At 68.9% G+C, this 18,722-nt stretch carries 15 protein-coding genes; 7 read left to right on the top strand and 8 right to left on the bottom strand.

From position 1 onward, the window contains the following. Window positions 1–206: 206 nt before the first annotated feature. From HQ325_RS16360 to HQ325_RS16370, 3 genes are read left to right on the top strand one after another with little or no spacing between them, the layout of a single operon-like run. Window positions 207–1,757 (top strand): adenylate/guanylate cyclase domain-containing protein, encoded by a 1,551-nt coding sequence (locus HQ325_RS16360; protein WP_222631169.1) that lies wholly within the window; start codon window positions 207–209, stop codon window positions 1,755–1,757. Window positions 1,758–1,788: 31 nt separating this feature from the next. Beyond that, the gene (gene nucS, locus HQ325_RS16365; RefSeq protein ID WP_222631171.1) at window positions 1,789–2,493 is read left to right on the top strand and encodes an endonuclease NucS; all 705 of its coding nucleotides are present in this window, start codon (window positions 1,789–1,791) and stop codon (window positions 2,491–2,493) included. A 23-nt stretch (window positions 2,494–2,516) separates the two neighbouring features. Beyond that, window positions 2,517–2,837 carry an ATP/GTP-binding protein gene (locus HQ325_RS16370; protein WP_222631172.1) on the top strand — a complete coding sequence of 107 codons (321 nt, stop codon included), beginning with the start codon at window positions 2,517–2,519 and terminating at the stop codon, window positions 2,835–2,837. A gap of 3 nt (window positions 2,838–2,840) precedes the next feature. Here the strand turns inward: HQ325_RS16370 and HQ325_RS16375 are convergent, their stop codons facing one another. Then, window positions 2,841–3,809 carry a hypothetical protein gene (locus HQ325_RS16375; protein ID WP_261778462.1) on the bottom strand — a complete coding sequence of 323 codons (969 nt, stop codon included), beginning with the start codon at window positions 3,807–3,809 and terminating at the stop codon, window positions 2,841–2,843. A 70-nt stretch (window positions 3,810–3,879) separates the two neighbouring features. Further along, a complete protein-coding gene (mce, locus tag HQ325_RS16380) occupies window positions 3,880–4,356 on the bottom strand; it encodes a methylmalonyl-CoA epimerase (protein ID WP_222631173.1) in 477 nt (158 codons plus the stop codon). A gap of 150 nt (window positions 4,357–4,506) precedes the next feature. Here mce and HQ325_RS16385 point away from each other — a divergent pair, with 150 nt between their 5' ends. Further along, window positions 4,507–4,899 carry a DUF3817 domain-containing protein gene (locus HQ325_RS16385; RefSeq protein ID WP_222631174.1) on the top strand — a complete coding sequence of 131 codons (393 nt, stop codon included), beginning with the start codon at window positions 4,507–4,509 and terminating at the stop codon, window positions 4,897–4,899. Between the two features lie 69 nt (window positions 4,900–4,968). Further along, entirely contained in the window at window positions 4,969–5,850 is an 882-nt protein-coding gene (locus HQ325_RS16390; RefSeq protein WP_222632480.1) for a tetratricopeptide repeat protein, read from the top strand. Here the strand turns inward: HQ325_RS16390 and HQ325_RS16395 are convergent. Genes HQ325_RS16395 through HQ325_RS16405 form a run of 3 tightly spaced genes read right to left on the bottom strand, consistent with a single transcriptional unit; the run spans window position 5,847 to window position 11,526 of the window. Next, on the bottom strand, window positions 5,847–7,310 hold the full coding sequence (locus tag HQ325_RS16395; RefSeq protein WP_308014749.1) for a metallopeptidase: 1,464 nt from the start codon (window positions 7,308–7,310) through the stop codon (window positions 5,847–5,849). The genes HQ325_RS16390 and HQ325_RS16395 overlap by 4 nt on opposite strands. After that, on the bottom strand, window positions 7,307–9,523 hold the full coding sequence (glgB, locus tag HQ325_RS16400; RefSeq protein WP_222631175.1) for a 1,4-alpha-glucan branching protein GlgB: 2,217 nt from the start codon (window positions 9,521–9,523) through the stop codon (window positions 7,307–7,309). Before glgB ends, HQ325_RS16395 begins: the two co-directional genes overlap by 4 nt. Continuing rightward, window positions 9,520–11,526: a maltotransferase domain-containing protein gene (locus HQ325_RS16405; protein WP_222631176.1), complete on the bottom strand. Its 2,007-nt coding sequence runs from the start codon at window positions 11,524–11,526 to the stop codon at window positions 9,520–9,522. Before HQ325_RS16405 ends, glgB begins: the two co-directional genes overlap by 4 nt. Before the next feature lie 238 nt (window positions 11,527–11,764). Here HQ325_RS16405 and glgP point away from each other — a divergent pair, with 238 nt between their 5' ends. Beyond that, window positions 11,765–14,344, top strand: a complete 2,580-nt coding sequence (gene glgP, locus HQ325_RS16410; protein WP_222631177.1) for an alpha-glucan family phosphorylase — start codon at window positions 11,765–11,767, stop codon at window positions 14,342–14,344. A 36-nt stretch (window positions 14,345–14,380) separates the two neighbouring features. Here the strand turns inward: glgP and HQ325_RS16415 are convergent, their stop codons facing one another. The 3 genes from HQ325_RS16415 to HQ325_RS16425 are packed head-to-tail and all read right to left on the bottom strand — an operon-like array spanning window position 14,381 to window position 18,321. Next, entirely contained in the window at window positions 14,381–16,432 is a 2,052-nt protein-coding gene (locus HQ325_RS16415) for an ATP-dependent DNA helicase (RefSeq protein ID WP_308014748.1), read from the bottom strand. A 42-nt stretch (window positions 16,433–16,474) separates the two neighbouring features. Then, window positions 16,475–17,029: an isochorismatase family protein gene (locus tag HQ325_RS16420; RefSeq protein ID WP_308014747.1), complete on the bottom strand. Its 555-nt coding sequence runs from the start codon at window positions 17,027–17,029 to the stop codon at window positions 16,475–16,477. A gap of 2 nt (window positions 17,030–17,031) precedes the next feature. Next, the gene (locus HQ325_RS16425) at window positions 17,032–18,321 is read right to left on the bottom strand and encodes a nicotinate phosphoribosyltransferase (protein ID WP_307806248.1); all 1,290 of its coding nucleotides are present in this window, start codon (window positions 18,319–18,321) and stop codon (window positions 17,032–17,034) included. Window positions 18,322–18,381: 60 nt separating this feature from the next. Here HQ325_RS16425 and clpS point away from each other — a divergent pair, with 60 nt between their 5' ends. Continuing rightward, window positions 18,382–18,693, top strand: coding sequence for an ATP-dependent Clp protease adapter ClpS (gene clpS / locus HQ325_RS16430; RefSeq protein WP_261778464.1), 312 nt, complete (start codon window positions 18,382–18,384; stop codon window positions 18,691–18,693). The last annotated feature ends 29 nt before the right edge of the window (window positions 18,694–18,722 follow it).

Consider the following 18,722-nt stretch of genomic DNA (forward strand, 5'->3'; position numbering starts at 1 on the left):
TAAGCCCTCCAGCGCCGATGGTACTGCACCCGACAGGGTGTGGGAGAGTAGGACACCGCCGAACAACCCTTCCCAGAAAGCCCCCCGACCACAGGTCGGGGGGCTTTCTGCATTCACGGGTAAAGCAGCATGGGCATCGGTGTCCGGACGCAGTCCGATCAAGCCGAGTCCCGTCGTGTTCACGCCGGGATAGTCTCTTACCCACCATGCCGCAGAAACCACGACGCTCGATATCGCCCCTGGGCTCCCCGCTGCTCGGGCACACCGAGGAGTCACCCCGCCGCCGGCGTATCCGAGTGCAGATCCTGCTCACGGTCTTTCTTCTCGGCGCCAACGCGATAGGTGCCGTCATCGTCGGTGCTCTCATCAGCGTGGTGGTCCCGGGGCCTGACGTCGTCACGCCGCGCGAGTACTGGTGGGTCAACTTCATCCTGATCCCGTGTTACCTGCTGGTGGCCTTCGTCATCGGGGTGGTCTGGGGAACCAGGCGTACGGTCAACGGGCTCCGCTGGGCCATCGAGGATCGCGTGCCCACGCGCAAGGAACAGAAGCGCACGCTGGCGATGCCGTGGCGGCTCACCCGATTGCAGATCGGTCTGTGGATCGCGGGGCTCGCGATCGTGACGACGGCCGACGGCATCATCGATCCGAACTCCATTCCCAAGGTCGCCTTCACCATCGCGTTCGGTGGTGCGACCGTGTGTGCGTTCAGCTACCTCCTCACCGAGTTCGCGCTACGCCCTGCCGCGGCGCGTGCGCTCGAGGCCGGCGATCTCCGTCGCATCCGTATCGCGGGCGTCATGGGCCGATCGCTGCTGTCCTGGCTTCTGGGTACCGGTGTCCCGGTGGCGGGTCTGATGGTGATCGCGATCGCGTCCTTCATCCGTGACGACACGACGGCCGATCAGTTCGCCGTCGCGATCCTGGCGCTCGGCGGGATCACGTTCCTGTTCGGCTTCGCACTGACACTGCTCGGCGGCCTGGCGACGACGGCGCCCATCGACAACGTGCGCTCGGCGATGGTCGAGGTCGAACGCGGCAATCTCGACGCTCGGGTGTCCGTGTACGACGGCACGGAACTCGGAGAACTGCAGAGCGGTTTCAACCGGATGGCCGAGGGGCTCGCGGAGCGCGACAAGATTCGGGACCTCTTCGGCCGTCATGTCGGCATGGAGGTCGCGGAGGCGGCGCTCAAGAGCAATCCGGAGCTCGGCGGGGAGGAGCGGGACATCGCCGTCTTCTTCATCGATCTGATCGGATCCACCGAGCTGGCGTCGTCGCAGCCGCCGGCTCAGGTGGTCGACCTGCTGAACCGCTTCTTCGACGTCGTCGTCGACGAGGTGGACAAGCACCACGGGTTCGTCAACAAGTTCGAGGGTGATGCGGCACTGGCCATCTTCGGTGCACCCGGTGATCTCGACGATCACTGCGGTGAGGCGCTGAATGCGGCACGCGCCATCATGCGGCGCCTCGAGCACGAGGTCCCGGATTGCCAGGCAGCCATCGGTATCGCGTCGGGCCGCGCCGTGGCGGGCAACATCGGCGCGAAGCAGCGGTTCGAGTACACGGTCATCGGCGATCCGGTCAACGAGGCTGCACGGCTGTCCGAGCTCGCCAAGACCGCGGACGGGCGTCTGGTGGCGTCGGCGCGCACGGTGGAGCACGCACACGACCAGTCGAGCGAGGAGTGGTCGTTCGGCAGGAGTGTGACCCTGAGGGGACGGTCGGAGGAGACACAGCTCGCGACCCCTGCCTGACTCTGCCCCACCCGGTCGATAGGGTTGCCCGGTGCGTCTGGTCATTGCTCGGTGTCAGGTCGATTACGTCGGTCGTTTGACGGCCCATCTGCCGTGGGCGAAGCGTCTACTGCTCGTCAAGTCCGACGGATCGGTGAGCGTCCACGCGGACGATCGGGCCTACAAGCCGCTCAACTGGATGACGCCGCCGTGCTGGCTGGTCGAGAACCCCGCAGAGGCGCTCCCTGCGGACGGCGACGTGGTGCCGGTAGACCGGCAGCTGTGGGTCGTGACCAACAAGGCCGGTGAAGAACTGCGCATCACCATCGAGGACGTCGAGCTCGACACCAGCCACGAGCTCGGAATCGATCCCGGTCTCACCAAGGACGGCGTCGAGTCGCACCTTCAGGAACTGCTCGCCGAGCACGTGCACACCCTAGGAGACGGATACACGCTGGTGCGCCGGGAGTATCCGACGGCCATCGGCCCCGTGGACCTTCTGTGTCGCGCCGAGGACGGTGCGACGGTCGCGGTGGAGATCAAGCGTCGAGGCGACATCGACGGTGTCGAACAGCTGACTCGCTATCTCGAACTGTTGAACCGCGATCCGCTCCTGGCCCCGGTGCGGGGCGTGTTCGCGGCACAGCAGATCAAGCCGCAGGCGAAGACGCTCGCGGAGGATCGCGGAATTCGTTGCCTCACATTGGACTACGATTCCCTTCGCGGTATCGAATCGTCCGCGTTCACGCTCTTCTGACGCGGTCGCCTACCATCGGTCGAGTGCCGAGACGCAACAACCAACGAGCCGGCCGGTCGGGCCGACCGGGACGCCCCGCGCCGACGTTCGGTGACGCCACGGCGCGAGTGGAGCGGGGCCCGTCGTTCGACGGCGACGAGGAGTACGTCGTCCGGCCGATTCCCGGCGCTCGGGCGACCAAGACCTATCGGTGCCCCGGCTGCGACCACGAGATCGTGCCCGGTGTGGCCCACGTGGTCGTCTGGCCCGCCGAGAAGCTCGGCGGACCCGACGACAGGCGGCACTGGCACACCGGATGCTGGTCCGGCCGCGGCAGCCGCGGACTCACCCGCAGATGGTCCTGACTCTCAGGACTGAGCCGAGCTGGACTGGCCGTTGGAGGAGCGCTCGTTCGACGTCTCCGCCGGGGATTCGTCGAGCAGTGTCTCGTCGATCTCGAGGTCGTCCGGTGCCAGCGGCGCGTCGAGAAGTTCGCTCTCCCGGTTGACGGAGGCGAGCATGGCCGGCACGGAGTCCAGTTGGCCGCGGATGCCGAGCAGCTGAGCGAGCACCCGGCCGCGCAGGACCCGCAGTTCCTCGGCGAGTTCCTTGGCGTGGGCGATGCGGCGCTCGGACTGCTCGGTGGCAGCCTGCAGGCGACGCTTGGCCTCGGCAGTGGCATCGGCGAGGCGACGATCCGCCTCGGCCTTCGAGTCGGCTTCGAGTTCGTCGACAGCGCTCATCACCTTCGTACGGCGATCGGCCATCGTGATCTCGAAGTCTTCCTGGACCGCAGCGCGCTTCTTCTCCGCCTCGGCGGCGAGGCGATCACGCTCGGCCTGCGCCTCCTCGACGATGCGGGCGGCGGCGGTGCGCGCCTCGGCCATGGTCTGCTCGTGCTCGGTCTCGAGTGCGGACCTTCGGTCCTTCAGCTCCGCGACCAGACCCTCGTACTCGCCGCGCATGCGGGTGGCGTCCTGCTCGGCCACGGACACGAGTTCGGCCGCGTCGGCCTCGGCCTTGGCACGCACCTCGGACGCCTCGTCCGAGGCGAGCCGCAGCATGCGGGAGATGCGATCGCTCATGCCCTCGGCGGTGGTCGGGGGGACCGACAACCGATCGATGTCCTTGCGGAGATCGTCGATGTCGTCGCGGGCGTCCTCGAGCTGGACCGCCAGATCGCGGGACTGAGCGGCTGCCGCGTCGCGGTCGGTGGCGATGACGCGGAGCTCGGCATCGAACCGCTCGAAGTACCGCTGGACCTCGTCCTTGTCGTAACCCTTGCGGACCACGCTGAAGGGCAGGGAGCTGCTACCGCTGACGTTCTCTGGTGCCATGCGGACAACCTACCGTCACGCGCCCCGTTTCGGCCGTCGGGTGCAGTTCACGACGGGTCCCGGTGAGGGTTCAGCGCGCGGCGGGTTCGACCAGCTCGACGAGCACGCCGCCGGCGTCCTTGGGGTGGACGAAATTGATGCGTGAATCTGCGGTGCCACGACGTGGAGCGTCGTACAGCAACCGAGCACCGCGCTCGCGCAGGAATTCTGCGGTCTCCTCGACGTCGCGGACTCGGAAGGCGAGCTGCTGCAGGCCGGGGCCGTTGCGGTCGAGAAACTTGGCGATGGTCGACGTCTCGTCGAGGGGAGCGAGGAGCTGGATCTGCGCCGCACCGTCGGCCGCGCCGGGAACGGCGATCATCGCCTCGACGACGCCCTGGCTCTCGTTGACCTCGCGATGGGTCACCGCCATTCCGAAGTGCGTCCGGTAGAACTCTATGGCGACATCGAGGTCGGCCACCGCGATCCCCACGTGGTCGATGGCCGTCACGAGGCCTGCCGTCACCGCGTCCGCGGTCGCCGTGGTGTGCTCGTCGATGCTCGTCATACTTTGACGTTAGACCTTTTTCGCCGCGGTTCGGGCGTGGTCTGAGTCACAATCGATCGCCGGCATCTCTGGACGACCGCCAACGCCGTGTGGCCAAGATGACGCCGTCGGTGGTCGAGGGCCGTTCACGGACTGCGGCAGAATGGACACATGGCCGACAACCAGCTGTCCAGCACCGTATCCGCCGCGACCACTTCCGCTTCGCAGCCGTCGATAGTCCGGTGGTTCCGCGTCGTGGCCGTGGCGGAAGCCGTCACCTGGGTCGCCCTGCTGATCGGCATGGCCGTCAAGTACGTCCCCGATCCCAACATCGACAGTGGCGTCCGGATCCCGGGCATGCTGCACGGCGCGGTCTTCGTCCTTTACCTCGTGATCACCGTGCTGACCGCTCTCGCTCTGCGATGGAGCAAGGGCGTCACGGTGCTGGCGCTGCTGGCGAGCATCCCGCCCTTCGGCACCATCGTCTTCGAGGTGTGGGCGTCGAGGACCGGACGTCTGGTTCGACCGGCCGGAGCCGCATCACCGCTGCCCGCGGCGAAGTGACAAAATAGTGTCGTGACTCGACCAGGATCCCGCCCACCAGTACGTCCGTCGGCCGCGGCAGCCGCCGCCATGTCCGGCGCGGTCGACCTCTCGGCGCTCAAGGCCAAGGCACAGGCCGCGTCCGCGCCGCCGGCTCCCACCGCGGCCAACGGTCTCGCGGTTTCCGTCACGGTGACGGAGGTGGACTTCGAGGCCGAGGTGTTGGTGCGTTCGAGCCAGGTCCCCGTCATCGTCAATCTGCTGTCGCCACGCTCTCCACAGTCGCTGCAGCTGACGCAGACTCTCGAGGCACTCGCGGTCGAGGGGGACGGCACGTGGGTGCTGGCCAACGTCGATGTCGACGTCAACCCGCGCGTCGCGCAGGCCTTCGGCGTGCAGGCCGTTCCCACGCTGGTCGCCGTCGCCGCAGGGCAGCCGCTCGCCGATCTGCAGGGTCTGCAGCCCGAGGAGAGCCTGCGTGAGTGGTTGGCGGCCATCGCCCGCGCCGTCGAGGGCAAGCTGACCGGTGTCCCGAACGCCGACGAACCGGCCCCCGAGCCAGAGGACCCGCGCTTCGACGCGGCCGAGGCAGCGCTCGCCGAGGGCGACCTCGCGGGCGCCGAGGCGGCGTTCCAGGAGATCGTGGATGCCGAGCCGGCCAACAAGCAGGCAGTGAACGGCGTGCGTCAGGTTCGATTCCTGGCGCGCGTGCAGGGGCTGCCGGACGACATCGTCGAGCAGGCCGACGCGCAGCCGGACGACGTCGATCTCGGACTCCAGGCAGCCGATGCGTTGCTGTATCAGCAGCGCACCGAGGACTCGTTCGCGCGCATCGTGGACCTGGTCCGGCGCACGCGCGAGGACGACCGCGCCCGTGCTCGCGCCCGGCTGCTGGAATTGTTCGAGCTCTTCGACCCGGCGGATCCGCTGGTGGTCTCTGCTCGACGCAAGCTGGCGTCGGCCCTCTACTAGGAGTAGCGGCCGTCACACGCCTCACGGCCGCCGAGCACGCCCCAGCGGAACGCGTCGACGCGCGCGAAGCCGCTGGGGACCGTGCGACCGTCCACGTCGCTCGCGGCGAGCCCGTCCGACAACAGACCCGACACCGCCTCGTCGAGGTCGCCCGGTGACAGTGTCACCGTCGACCTCTGCGCCGCGGCCGTGTCGGAAGGACTCAGCGCTGCGGTGACCACTCCCGACAGGCACGCCGACCGGAGCGCAGCTCGGGCGTCCGTCAGGCCCTGGCCGGCCTCGTTCTGCACGGCCAGCACGTACCGGGAGACGAAGAGGACATAGGCGCCGTAGTCGCCGGTGACGTCGAGAGGCACGATGTCGTCCTCGCTCACCTCGGTGGGACGTCCGCGATCGGCCAGCGCGTCGACCGAGATACCGATCGTGTTCGTGGAGGGGCAGTAGGAGACCGGTTCGGTGGTGAGCGCGTCCGCGCACCCGGTGTCGGCGCCGGAGTAGTCGACCGTCGGGGGATCCGCGGTGGGCATCACCTGTTCGAACGTCGCGGCGAACTGCTCGAGCGAGTCCTGCGTGACGGGGAGCTCGCCGGTGTCGAGAGGGCTGTCGAACTGTTGGGGAAGGGTCGAGCGCCGCGACTCGACCTCCTTCTCGTCGATGCGCGTGCAGGCCCCGGCGCCGTCGGTGAAGCCGATCTGGGCGGCGGTGACTCGTTCGAACGCGGAGCCGTGCACCGAGTCGGGATCACCGGGGTCGACGTCGCGGACGGCCACGGTGGCCGCGAGGACGTCGTTCAACCCGTCCGAGGTGTCGAGCGTGAAGTGGGTCGAGTCGCCCTCGGCGACATGGCGCATGAAGGCGCCCGCGAAGCAGTCTGCCTGTTGCTCGGCGACGATGGTCGGGTCGTCGTCCCCGACGAGGCCGGACTGCGTCTGCACGGCGTGGCCGTACTCGTGGGCGAGCACCATGACCACCGACATGGGTCCGAACGCGTCGATCATGGCCGGCATGAGCAGCCCGCGGTCCCAGCCGATGCTGTCGTCGAGCGAGCAGTATCCGGCGTTGGCGAGACCGTCCGTCGGTTCGCTGCAGAAGAGCGGACCCTCGCCGGCGGCGGCGGTGGCGTCCCAGGACACCAGGGACCGGACGGGCTGGAAGGACCCGCGGAACAGCGTCGAGTACGTGGTGCGCCAGAACTTCTGGATGTCGTCCACGGCATCCGTCGCGAGCAGGTCGACGTCCGTTCCGGCTGCGCCGTCCACGTCGAGCTGGGCATGGGAGACACCAGGTCTCGGTCCGGACGGGCCGTCCGTGACGGGGAGACCGGCGACGGTGAAGGGGTCGTCGTAGATGGAGACGGGGGAGCCCGTCACCACCGCGCCACACGAGGTGAGCGCAGTGGTGACGGCGAGTGCGAGGAGGCTCGCGGACCAGCCGAACCGGACGCGAGCCCCGCGCATCATCTCTCCAGTCTGAGCCAGATCGCTCCGTAGGGCGGAAGGGCGACCCGAGCGGATGCCGGACGACCGTGCCACGAGTGCTCGGTCGCGGTGACCTCACCGAGGTTGCCCACTCCCGAACCGCCGTAGACCTCCGCGTCGGTGTTGAGGATCTCGACCCATCGGCCCGGCTCGGGTAATCCAACACGATAGTCGCCGTGCGGGGAACCGGAGAAGTTGAACAGGCAGGCCGTGACGGAGCCGTCGTCGCCGAAGCGCAGGAAGCTCAGCACGTTGTTCGCGGTGTCGTTGGCGTCGATCCACGAGAAGCCGCTGGGCGAGCCGTCCTGTGTCCAGAACTCCGGGCCTGCGACGTAGGTGCGGTTGAGGTCGCCGACCAGTTGCTGCACACCGCGGTGCAGCGAGCCGCTTCCCTCGTCGCCGATCTCCCACCAGTCGAGACCGCGCTCGTCGGACCACTCGGCCGTCTGGCCGAACTCCTGGCCCATGAACAGCAGCTGCTTGCCGGGATGCGCCCACATGTAGGCGAGCATGCCGCGCAGACCCGCGGCCTTCGCCCAGTCGTCACCTGGCATGCGGGACCAGAGCGTGCCCTTGCCGTGCACGACCTCGTCGTGGCTGATGGGCAGGACGAAGTTCTCGCTCCAGGCGTAGACCAGGGAGAACGTGACCTCGTGGTGGTGGTACGCGCGGTGGATCGGATCGCGCCCGATGTACCCGAGCGTGTCGTGCATCCAGCCCATGTTCCACTTCATGGAGAAGCCGAGGCCGCCCACGCTGGTGGGACGCGTGACGCCGGGCCACGACGTCGACTCCTCGGCCACGGTGACCACGCCGCGGTGCAGCTTGTGCACGGTCGCGTTCATCTCCTGCAGGAACGCCACGGCCTCGAGATTCTCGCGACCGCCGTAGATGTTGGGGCTCCACCCGCCCTCGGGGCGCGAGTAGTCCAGGTAGAGCATCGACGCGACCGCGTCGACGCGGAGCCCGTCGATGTGGAACTCCTCGATCCAGTACAGCGCGTTGGCGACGAGGAAGTTGCGCACCTCGGTACGACCGAAGTCGAAGACGTAGGTGCCCCAGTCCAACTGCTCGCCGCGCTGCGGGTCCCCGTGCTCGTAGAGCGGGGAGCCGTCGAACCGCGCGAGGGCCCAGTCGTCCTTGGGGAAGTGCGCCGGGACCCAGTCGACGATGACGCCGATGCCGTCACGGTGCAGGAGGTCGACGAAGGCGCGGAAGTCGTCGGGGGAGCCGAAGCGCGACGTCGGTGCGTAGTACGAGGTGACCTGGTATCCCCACGATCCACCGAAGGGGTGTTCGGCGACGGGCAGCAGCTCGACGTGCGTGAAGCCGGTCTCGCGGACGTGAGCCGAGAGCTGTTCCGCGAGTTCGCGATAGTTCAGTCCGGGGCGCCAGGACGCGAGATGCACCTCGTACACGCTCATCGGCGCCCGGTGCGGTTCGAGCTCGGCACGGGCGGTGATCCAGTCACTGTCCGACCACTCGTACGACGACTGGTTCACGACCGACGCCGTCGACGGCGGGACCTCGGTCGCGAAGGCCATCGGGTCGGCCTTGTCCTTCACCGAGCCGTCCCTGCCGTGCACCCGGAACTTGTAGAGCGTGCCGGCGCCGATGTCGGGGACGAACAGCTCCCACACACCGGTGGTGCCGAGCACGCGCATCGGCCAGGTCTGACCGCCCCAGCCGTCGAACTCGCCGACGACGGTGACGCCGACGGCGCCCGGCGCCCACACCGCGAACGAGGTGCCGTTCACCGGTCCGTCGGGCGTCGTGTAGCTCTGCAGATGCGCTCCGAGGATGTCCCAGAGTCGTTCGTGGCGCCCTTCCCCGAAGAGATGGAGGTCGAGTTCGCCGAGTGTCGGCAGGAACCGATAGCCGTCGGCGACGGTCACCTGGTGACCACCCGGATACTCGACGCGGAGCCGGTAGTCCGAGAGATCCTCCACCGGCACCAGGGCCGAGAACACGCCGTGGGCGACGTGAGTGAGCTCGTGGTCCTTCCCACCGATGACTGCGGTGACGCCGAGGGCGTTGGGACGCAGGGCTCGGATGGCGGTGCCGCCCGGCATCGGGTGCGCGCCGAGGACCGAGTGGGGGTCGTGGTGCTGCCCGCGGGCGAGCAGCGAGAGGTCGTGGTCGCCGGGAGCAGCGAGGGTGTCCGTGCTCGCGCCGGGTGTGGTGCGTTCCGTCATGAGATCTCCTTCCGGAAGGCGAGTTCGGTGCGGGCGGGGAACGGGACGGGCGGCAGCGCCAGGATGTGGGCGACCGATCGCCACGGCTCGAGCTTGACGTAGTTGGCCTGGCCCCACTGGAACTGCTGGCCGCTCACCTCGTCGGTCACCGTCAGGTGCTCCTGCCAGTCGCGGCCGATCTGCGGCATGTCGAGCCAGACGGTGCCTTCCTCGGCGCCGAACGGGTTCAGGTTGATCACGACCAGCACCGCGTCACCGGTCACCGCGTCGAACTTCGAGTAGGCGATGATCGCGTCGTTGTCGACATGGTGGAAGTGGATGTTGCGCAACTGCTGCAACGCCGGGTGCGCCTTGCGGACGGCGTTGAGCGTGGTCAACCACGGCTCGAGCGATTCGCCGCGAGCACGTGCGCCCTCGAAGTCGCGGGGGCGCAACTCGAACTTCTCCGTGTCGAGGTACTCCTCGCTGCCTTCGCGCACCGGGAGGTGTTCGTAGAGTTCGTATCCGGAGTACACGCCCCACGTGGGGGACAGGGTGGCGGCGAGAGCGGCACGCAGCGCGAACATGCCCGGGCCGCCCTTCTGCAGGCTCTCGTGGAGGATGTCCGGCGTGTTGACGAACAGGTTGGGTCGACCCAGATCGGCCTTGGCGGCGATCTCCTGTCCGAACTCCGTGAGCTCCCACTTGGCCGTGCGCCACGTGAAGTACGTGTAGGACTGCGTGAAACCGCGTCGCGCGAGACCGTAGAGCCGCGCGGGGCGCGTGAACGCCTCGGCGAGGAAGAGCACGTCGGGGTGCGTCTTCTTCACCTCGGCGATGAGCCACTCCCAGAAGTCCGGTGGCTTGGTGTGCGGGTTGTCGACCCGAAAGATCTTGACTCCCTGGCTGATCCAGAACTTGACGACGCGCAGCACCTCCGCGTAGATGCCCTTGCGATCGTTGTCGAAATTGACCGGGTAGATGTCCTGGTACTTCTTGGGAGGGTTCTCCGCATAGGCGATGGTGCCGTCGGGGAGCACGGTGAACCAGTCGGGATGTGCGGCGGCCCAGGGGTGGTCCGGTGCGCACTGCAGGGCGAGGTCCAGAGCGATCTCGAGGCCGAGCTTGCGTGCGGCCGTGACGAGTGCGCGGAACTCCTTGACCGTCCCCAACTCGGGATGCACCGCGTCGTGGCCGCCCTCGGACGAGCCGATGGCCCACGGCGAGCCCACGTCGGTGGGTCCCGGAGTCAGAGTGTTGTTGCGGCCCTTGCGATTGACCTTGCCGATCGGGTGGATGGGCGGGAAGTAGACGACGTCGAAGCCCATGGCCGCCACGCGGGGGAGTGCCCCGATGGTCGTCTCGAACGTGCCGTGGCGAGGAGTGCCGTCCTCGTTCCAGCCGCCCGTGGAGCGCGGGAAGAGTTCGTACCACGAGCCGACGAGTGCCTCGCGGCGGTCGACCCAGACGTTGATGGCCTCGCCGCGCGTGACGAGCTCGCGCAGCGGCGCCTCGTGCAGGACCTCGCGGACCTCGGGCGTGAACGCCGGTGCGACGCGCGACGGCAGCGGTGCGTCGCTCCGCAGCGCCGTGACGACGTTCTCGAGCAGTGGCTTCTCCGAGCGACCGACGTTCTTGGCCGCGCGTTCGAACAGGCGTGCGCCGGTCTCGAGATCGTTGGCCAGTTCGGCCGGTCCCTGGCCCACGCCGAGTTTCGCCTCGACGGCATGCATCCAGGTGGCGATCGGATCGCCCCAGCCCTCGATGCGCGCGATCCAGAAGCCTTCGGTGTCGGGAGTGAACACACCGTGGAAGATGTCCGGCTGCTCGCCGGGGACCATCGGGATGTGAACCGACTTGCCCTGGCCGGGCCCGCGGACCGCCAACGTCGCGTTGACGGCGTCGTGCCCCTCGCGCCACACCGCGGCCGTGATCGGGAATGTTTCTCCCACAACGGCCTTGGCGGGATACTTACCGGACGATGTGTTGGGTAGTACGTCGTCGATGCCGATACGGCCTGTCACCGAAGCCCCTTTTCTGCTGGTTGTCGCAGTTCTGTCGATGTCGGGTTGTCGGGCTGAGCTCGAAGTCAACCGTAGACGAGATGCCCCGGTCTTTCTCGAAACCGACCGAGAGCACCGACGCGACCTGCGGACGAGGCACGCGGCAGTCTCGGACGCCACCGGGAGAAGTACCCGAACGGCTCCTCGGCAAACGCAGAACCACGGTGCGCCGCGGTCGCCCGCAGTAGTCTTCGGAATCGTGAAAGCACTCCGCAGATTCACCGTCCGCGCGCAGCTCCCGGCCCGTCTCTCCGGACTCGCCGAACTGTCCGTCAACCTGCGATGGTCGTGGCATCCGCCGACCCTGGAGCTGTTCGAGAGCATCGATCCGGACCTGTGGGTCAGTGGTGACCGCGATCCGGTGCGCATCCTGGGCGAGGTGCGCTCGTCCCGCCTCGAGGACCTGGCGAACGACGACGCGTTCGTGCAGCGCGTCGACGATCTCGTCGCCGATCTGCACCTCTACCTGGCCCAACCCCGATGGTTCCAGCAGCAGGTCGACTCCGGTGCGGATCTGCCGGTGGGTATCGCGTACTTCTCGATGGAGTTCGGCGTCTCCGAGGTGCTGCCCAACTACTCCGGTGGTCTCGGCATCCTCGCCGGCGATCACCTCAAAGCCGCGTCCGATCTGGGGTTGCCCCTCATCGGCGTGGGCCTGCTGTACCGCTCCGGGTACTTCCGCCAGTCGCTGACGGCCGACGGCTGGCAGGCCGAGCGGTATCCGTCCCTCGACCCGCAGGGTCTGCCGCTGCGACTGCTCACCGACGAGTCCGATTCCCCCGTGCTCGTCCACGTCGCGATGCCGGGCGACCGTGTGCTGCGTGCGCGCATCTGGATCGCCCAGGTCGGACGCATCCCGCTGTTGCTGCTGGACTCCGACATCGCGGACAACGATCCCGAGCTGCGCGGCGTGACCGATCGCCTGTACGGCGGTGATCAGGACCACCGGGTGAAGCAGGAGATTCTGGCCGGGGTCGGCGGTGTCCGCGCCGTGCGTGCCTACACCGAGTACCACGCGCTTCCCGCGCCCAGCGTCTTCCACATGAACGAGGGCCACGCCGGGTTCCTCGGTCTCGAGCGCATCCGAGAACTGCACGCGGGCGGGCTGGACTTCGATTCCGCGCTCGCCGCGGTGCGTGCCTCCACCGTCTTCACGACGCACACTCCCGTGCCCGCAGGTATCGACCGCTTCCCCGCGGATCTGGTGCGCCTCTACTTCGGCGACGGCACGGCCGAGTCGTCGCTGTTGCCCGGCATCGAGATGGAACGCATCCTCGAACTCGGCCGCGAGAGCGACCCCGCAGTCTTCAACATGGCGCACATGGGGCTGCGGTCGGCGCAGCGCGCGAACGGCGTCTCCAAGCTCCACGGCATCGTCAGCCGCGGCATGTTCGACGAACTGTGGCCGGGATTCGACGCGTCCGACGTCCCCATCGGCTCGGTCACCAACGGTGTGCACGCACCGACCTGGGCGTCGCAGCGGTGGCTCGACCTCGCGGCGCGCACGGTGGGAACCCACACCATGGAGGAGGCGCAGGGCTGGGAGCAGCTGGCCGAGGTCTCCGCGGCGGACCTGTGGGAGACGCGCTCCGCGTTGCGGTCCGAGCTGGTCACGGAAGTGCGCCGCCGCGTGCGCAACTCGGCCCTCGAGCGCGGATCCACCGATGCCGAACTGGCGTGGACGGACGACGTGTTCGACCCGTCGGTGCTCACGGTCGGATTCGCGCGCCGTGTTCCCACCTACAAGCGACTGACGTTGATGCTGCGGCAACCGGAGCGCCTGCGCGCCATGCTGCTCGATCCGGTCCGCCCGGTACAGCTGGTGGTGGCCGGCAAGTCGCACCCCGCCGACGACGGTGGCAAGGCCCTGATCCAGCAGATCGTGCGATTCGCCGATCAGCACGACGTACGGCACCGCATCGTCTTCCTGCCCGACTACGACATGTCGATGGCCCGCTACCTCTACTGGGGATGCGACGTCTGGCTCAACAACCCGTTGCGGCCACTCGAGGCGTGCGGCACCTCGGGCATGAAGTCCGCTCTCAACGGCGGACTGAACCTCTCCATCCGAGACGGATGGTGGGACGAGATGTACGACGGGGAGAACGGCTGGGCGATCCCCACCGCCGACGGCGTCGTCGACGAGAACCGCCGCGACGATCTCGAGGCCGCGGCGCTGTACGAGTTGCTCGAGAAGTCGGTGCTCCCCAAGTTCTACGACCGGGGCGACGACGGGTTGCCGGCGCGCTGGGTCGAGATGGTGCGGCACACCCTGACGGTCACGGGCCCGAAGGTGTTGGCGTCGAGGATGGTTCGCGACTACACGCAGCAGTACTACGGTCCCGCCACCCGAGCGGGTGCGGCGTCGATCTCCGACGACTACGCCGGTGCGAAGGCGATGGCCGACTATCGGCGCCGTGTCGATGCGGCGTGGCCCGCGGTCACGGTGACCGACGTCGAGGCGGACGGGCTGCCGGACACCCCGGTGCTGGGGTCGACACTCACCCTGTCCGCGACGGTGGGTCTCGGCGGACTCGGCCCGTCGGACGTGTCCGTGCAGGCCGTGTTCGGCCACGTCGACCAGGACGAGCAGCTCGGCGACGTCGTGACGGTTCCGATGCTGCACCAGGGATCGGCCGCGGGTGGCGAGCAATTCCTCGCCGACACGACGCTGCCGCTCTCCGGGTCGGTCGGGTACACGGTGCGGGTCCTGCCGCACCATCCGCTGCTCGCGGGCGACGCCGAGCTCGGTCGGGTCGCAGGTCCGTCCCCGATGTAGGTCCCTGCGGGTCCAGGTCCAGGTCCAGGTCCAGGTCTAGGTGGCGGTGAGGCGCGTCAACGCTTTGCGCACGATCTCCGGGTCCGTCGTCTCCCAGAACGGTGGGAGCGACGCCCGGAGGTAGCCGCCGTACCGCGCCGTGGCCAGGCGGGAGTCGAGCACGGCGACGACGCCCTTGTCGTCGACGCTGCGGAGCAGTCGGCCGACACCCTGGGCCAGCAGTAGCGCCGCGTGGTTCGCGGCGACGGCGAGGAACCCGTTTCCTCCGCGCGACTCGACGGCGCGCTGCCGCGCCACCAGCAGCGGATCGTCGGGTCGCGGGAACGGGATGCGGTCGACGATCACGAGGGTCAGTGACCGACCGGGGACGTCGACGCCCTGCCACAGGGAGAGCGTGCCGAACAGTGACGTGGCCTCGTCCTGTGCGAAGCGCTCGACCAGGGCGCCGGTGGCGTCGTCGCCCTGGCACAGCACGGGGGTGTCCAGCCGTTCGCGCATCTCGGCCGCCGCGGCCTTCGCCGCGCGCATCGACGAGAACAGTCCCAGAGTGCGGCCACCCGCGGCGCGCACGAGCCCCGCGATCTCGTCGAGCTGACTCGGCGACGTACCGTCGCGCCCCGGTGCGGTGAGGTGCTTGGCGATGTAGAGGATGCCGGCCCTGCCGTGGTCGAACGGCGACCCCACGTCGAGCGAGTTCCACCGGAACGTGTCCGCGTCGGACGGTGCCTCGGTGCCGGTCGCGAGGGCCGCGTCGACGCGGGTGGGGTTGGCGGCCGGCAGACCCCAGTTGACGGCGAGACCGTCGAACGAGCCGCCCACGGTGAGCGTCGCGGAGGTGAGGACCACGGTCGACTCCGCGAACAGCCGGGTCCGGAGCAGTCCGCCGACGGACAGCGGTGCCACCCGGACCACGCGCTTCACGACGCCGCGGAACTCGTCGACGGCCAACCACACCACGTCCCGCCGCTTCGCGGGATCGCTCTCCTCGTACGTCTCGAGAATGCGCACCGCGGTGTCGTGCACGTCGTCGATGGCAGCGAGAGCCGCGGTCCGCGCGGCCGCCGCGTCGGGGTCCGCGGCGGCGCCGCCCTGCTTGGCCGGTCCGATGGCCGTGCGCACGGCCCACGCGGCGTCGCGGATGCTCGCGATCGTCTGGGACGCGCCGGGGGGCAACTCCTCCCAGCGTCCGCCCTCGAGTTCGTCGAGCAACGCGGCGAAACCCTCTGCAGCACCGGCCAATCGGTCGAGGATCTCGTCCTCCACGAGCTTCCCGCAGCGACGCATGGCGGCGCCGATCGCGGTCGCGGACATCTCCGCCGTCGCGGCGGACGTCACCCGGTCCACGAGCTCGTGCGCCTCGTCCACCACGACGACGTCGTGTTCGGGCAGCACCGAGATGCCGGTGATGGCGTCGATGGCGAGCATCGCGTGATTGGTGACCACGACGTCGGCGCGCGCCGCGTCCACGCGGGCGAGCTCGGCGAAGCAGTCCTCGCCGTAGGGGCAGCGCGACTTCCCGAGACACTCGCGGGAGGTCACGCTCATCTGCCGCCAGGCCTGATCGGACACGCCCGGGTTCAGCTCGTCGCGGTCACCGGTCTCGGTGTCCGAGGACCACTCGGTGATGCGCTTGACCTCACGGCCGAGCCGCGACACGGCGAAGGCGTCGAACAGCTCCTCCTCGGGAGCGTCGGACGGTGCGCCGTGCAGTTTGTTGAGGCACAGGTAGTTGCCGCGGCCCTTGAGGATCGCGAACTTCGGTTCGTGCGCGAGGGCCGTGGTGAGGGCCTTCGACAGCCGCGGCAGGTCGCGGTCGACCAGCTGACGCTGCAGCGCGATGGTCGCGGTGGACACGACGACGGTCTTGCCCGACGTCACGGCGTGCCGCAGCGACGGAACCAGGTAGGCGAGCGATTTGCCGGTGCCGGTGCCCGCCTGCACCGCGAGGTGCTCGCCGGTGTCGATGCTGTGCGCGACGGCGGAGGCCATGGTGAGCTGGGCCGTGCGCTCGGTGCCGCCGAGCGCCGTCACCGCGGTGCTGAGCAGACTCGGAACGGTGGGCAACTCGGACTTCGACTTCGGCGGCACCGTGCGAGGTTACGCCGGGGTGCCGACGCGTCGGGCTCTCGGTCAGCGGTCGGCGTGTACACCCTCGTCGGCGAGTTCGGCGAGGACCGCCGGCACCGTCGTGGGGCTCACCGCGGCGCAGTAGTCCAGCAGCACCGTCGTCTCGAAGCCGGCGCGCGCGGCGTCGCGGGCCGTGGCGCGAACGCAGTGATCGGTGGCCAGGCCGACGACGTGGACGGCATCGATGCCGCGAGCGCGGAGCCAGTCCGCGAGGCCTGTGCCGGACTCGTCGGCACCTTCGAAACCGGAGTAGGCCGCGTCGTACTCGCCCTTCGAGAAGATCGCCTCGATCGGGGTGAGGTCGAGATCGGGGTGGAAGTCGCAGCCGGGTGTGCCGACGACGCAGTGCCGCGGCCAGCTGTCGACGTAGTCCGGGGTCTCGGAGAAGTGGGCGCCGGGGTCGATGTGGTGATCACGTGTCGCGACGACGGCGTCGTAGCTCGCGCCGGCGACGAGCGTGGTGACGGCGGCGGCGACCCGCGCCCCGCCCTCGACGGCCAGTGAGCCGCCCTCACAGAAATCGTTCTGGACGTCGACGACGACGAGTGCGGTGGCCACGGTCAGGAGAATACCGTCGGCACGGCCGGATCTCCCTGGGACAGACCGAGTCCCTCCCAGGGCAGTGATCGCAGGCCCTCCGCGACCAGCGTGCGTGCGTCCTCGACCGTGGCGGTGTGCACGATCTCGCCCCCGCGCACCATGGGTACGGACAGCTCCCGCACCGTGTATGGATCGGTCGCGGGCAACGGCGCGCCGGCCTTCGTCACCAGCTCTTCGACGACGGTGCCCGTGCTGCGGGCCAGACGGACGGCGCGCTTGCGTCCACCGCGCGACTCCTTGTGCGAACTGCGCTTGGCCACGGGGATGCCGTCGACCTCGACCAGTTTGTAGACCATGCCGGCGGTCGGTGCGCCCGATCCCGTGACGACGGACGTGCCGACGCCGTAGGTGTCCACGGGCTCGGCCCGCAGCGAGGCGATGGCGTACTCGTCCAGATCGCCCGAGACGACGATGCGGGTGCGCGTTGCGCCGAGGTCGTCGAGCTGCCGACGGACCTGCCGCGCCAGGACACCGAGATCGCCCGAGTCGATGCGCACGCCGCCGAGCTCGGGCCCGGCCACCTCGATGGCCGTCGCGACGCCGGCGGTGATGTCGTAGGTGTCCACCAACAGCGTGGTGCCCACACCGAGGGCGGCGATCTGCGAGCGGAACGCCGCTGCCTCGTCCGGTCCGTCGACGCCCGTGTGCAGCAGCGTGAAGGCGTGCGCACTGGTTCCGGCGCCCGGGATGCCGTGGCGGCGGACCGCTTCGAGGTTGGACGTGGCCGCGAAACCGCAGATGTACGCGACGCGCGACGAGGCCACCGCCGCTTCCTCGTGGGCGCGTCGAGAGCCCATCTCGATGAGCGGCCGGCCGTCGGACGCGGAGACCATGCGGGTGGCCGCGGCGGCGATGGCGCTGTCGTGGTTGTAGATCGACAGTGCGAGCGTCTCGAGGATCACGCACTCGGCGAAGGTGCCGCGCACGGACAGAATGGGGGAGCCGGGGAAGAACAGTTCGCCCTCGCGGTAACCGTCGATGTCGCCGCCGAACCGGTAGTTCCGGAGCCAGTCGAGGGTGTCCGCCTCGAGGAACGACAACGACGCGAGTTCGTCCTCGCCGAAGCGGAAGTCGCGGAGAGCATCGAGGAAGCGGCCCGTGCCCGCGACGACGCCGTAGCGCCGTCCGTCGGGAAGCCGCCGGGCGAACACCTCGAAGGTGCAGGCGCGATGCGCCGAACCGTCGCGGAGGGCGGCCGACAGCATGGTCAGCTCGTACTGATCGGTGAACAGCGCAGTGGAGGTCACCACTGCACCCTAGAGCGGTCACCGTGTCACGGGGCGACCGATGTACGCCGTATCCTGGGCGCCATGGCTTCGGATCTCACCGCGACACTTCCGCAGGCCACGCCCGACGAGGCTGTGGAGGTGTCCGAGGACACCTCGGCGGACACACCCTGGGTCACCATCGTCTGGGACGACCCGGTCAACCTGATGCACTACGTCACCTACGTCTTCCAGAAGCTGTTCGGCTACAGCAAGGACAAGGCGACGGAGCTGATGATGCAGGTGCACTCGGAAGGCAAGGCCGTCGTCTCGAGCGGGCCCCGCGACAAGATGGAGATCGACGTGCAGAAGCTGCACGCGGCGGGCCTGTGGGCCACCATGCAGCACGACGTCTGATTCCCGAACACTTCGTCTCACCCACTCTG

It is taken from the genome of Rhodococcus sp. BP-349, from assembly GCF_019835845.1.
Lineage (GTDB): Bacteria > Actinomycetota > Actinomycetes > Mycobacteriales > Mycobacteriaceae > Rhodococcoides.

What these genes read in the sequence shown, in the direction of transcription:
- HQ325_RS16360 (WP_222631169.1), top strand. Translation starts at nt 207, where the DNA reads ATGCCGCAGAAACCACGACGCTCGATATCGCCCCTGGGCTCCCCGCTG.
- HQ325_RS16375 (WP_261778462.1), bottom strand. Translation starts at nt 3,809, where the DNA reads ATGGCACCAGAGAACGTCAGCGGTAGCAGCTCCCTGCCCTTCAGCGTG.
- mce (WP_222631173.1), bottom strand. Translation starts at nt 4,356, where the DNA reads ATGACGAGCATCGACGAGCACACCACGGCGACCGCGGACGCGGTGACG.
- HQ325_RS16385 (WP_222631174.1), top strand. Translation starts at nt 4,507, where the DNA reads ATGGCCGACAACCAGCTGTCCAGCACCGTATCCGCCGCGACCACTTCC.
- HQ325_RS16390 (WP_222632480.1), top strand. Translation starts at nt 4,969, where the DNA reads ATGTCCGGCGCGGTCGACCTCTCGGCGCTCAAGGCCAAGGCACAGGCC.
- HQ325_RS16395 (WP_308014749.1), bottom strand. Translation starts at nt 7,310, where the DNA reads ATGATGCGCGGGGCTCGCGTCCGGTTCGGCTGGTCCGCGAGCCTCCTC.
- glgB (WP_222631175.1), bottom strand. Translation starts at nt 9,523, where the DNA reads ATGACGGAACGCACCACACCCGGCGCGAGCACGGACACCCTCGCTGCT.
- clpS (WP_261778464.1), top strand. Translation starts at nt 18,382, where the DNA reads ATGGCTTCGGATCTCACCGCGACACTTCCGCAGGCCACGCCCGACGAG.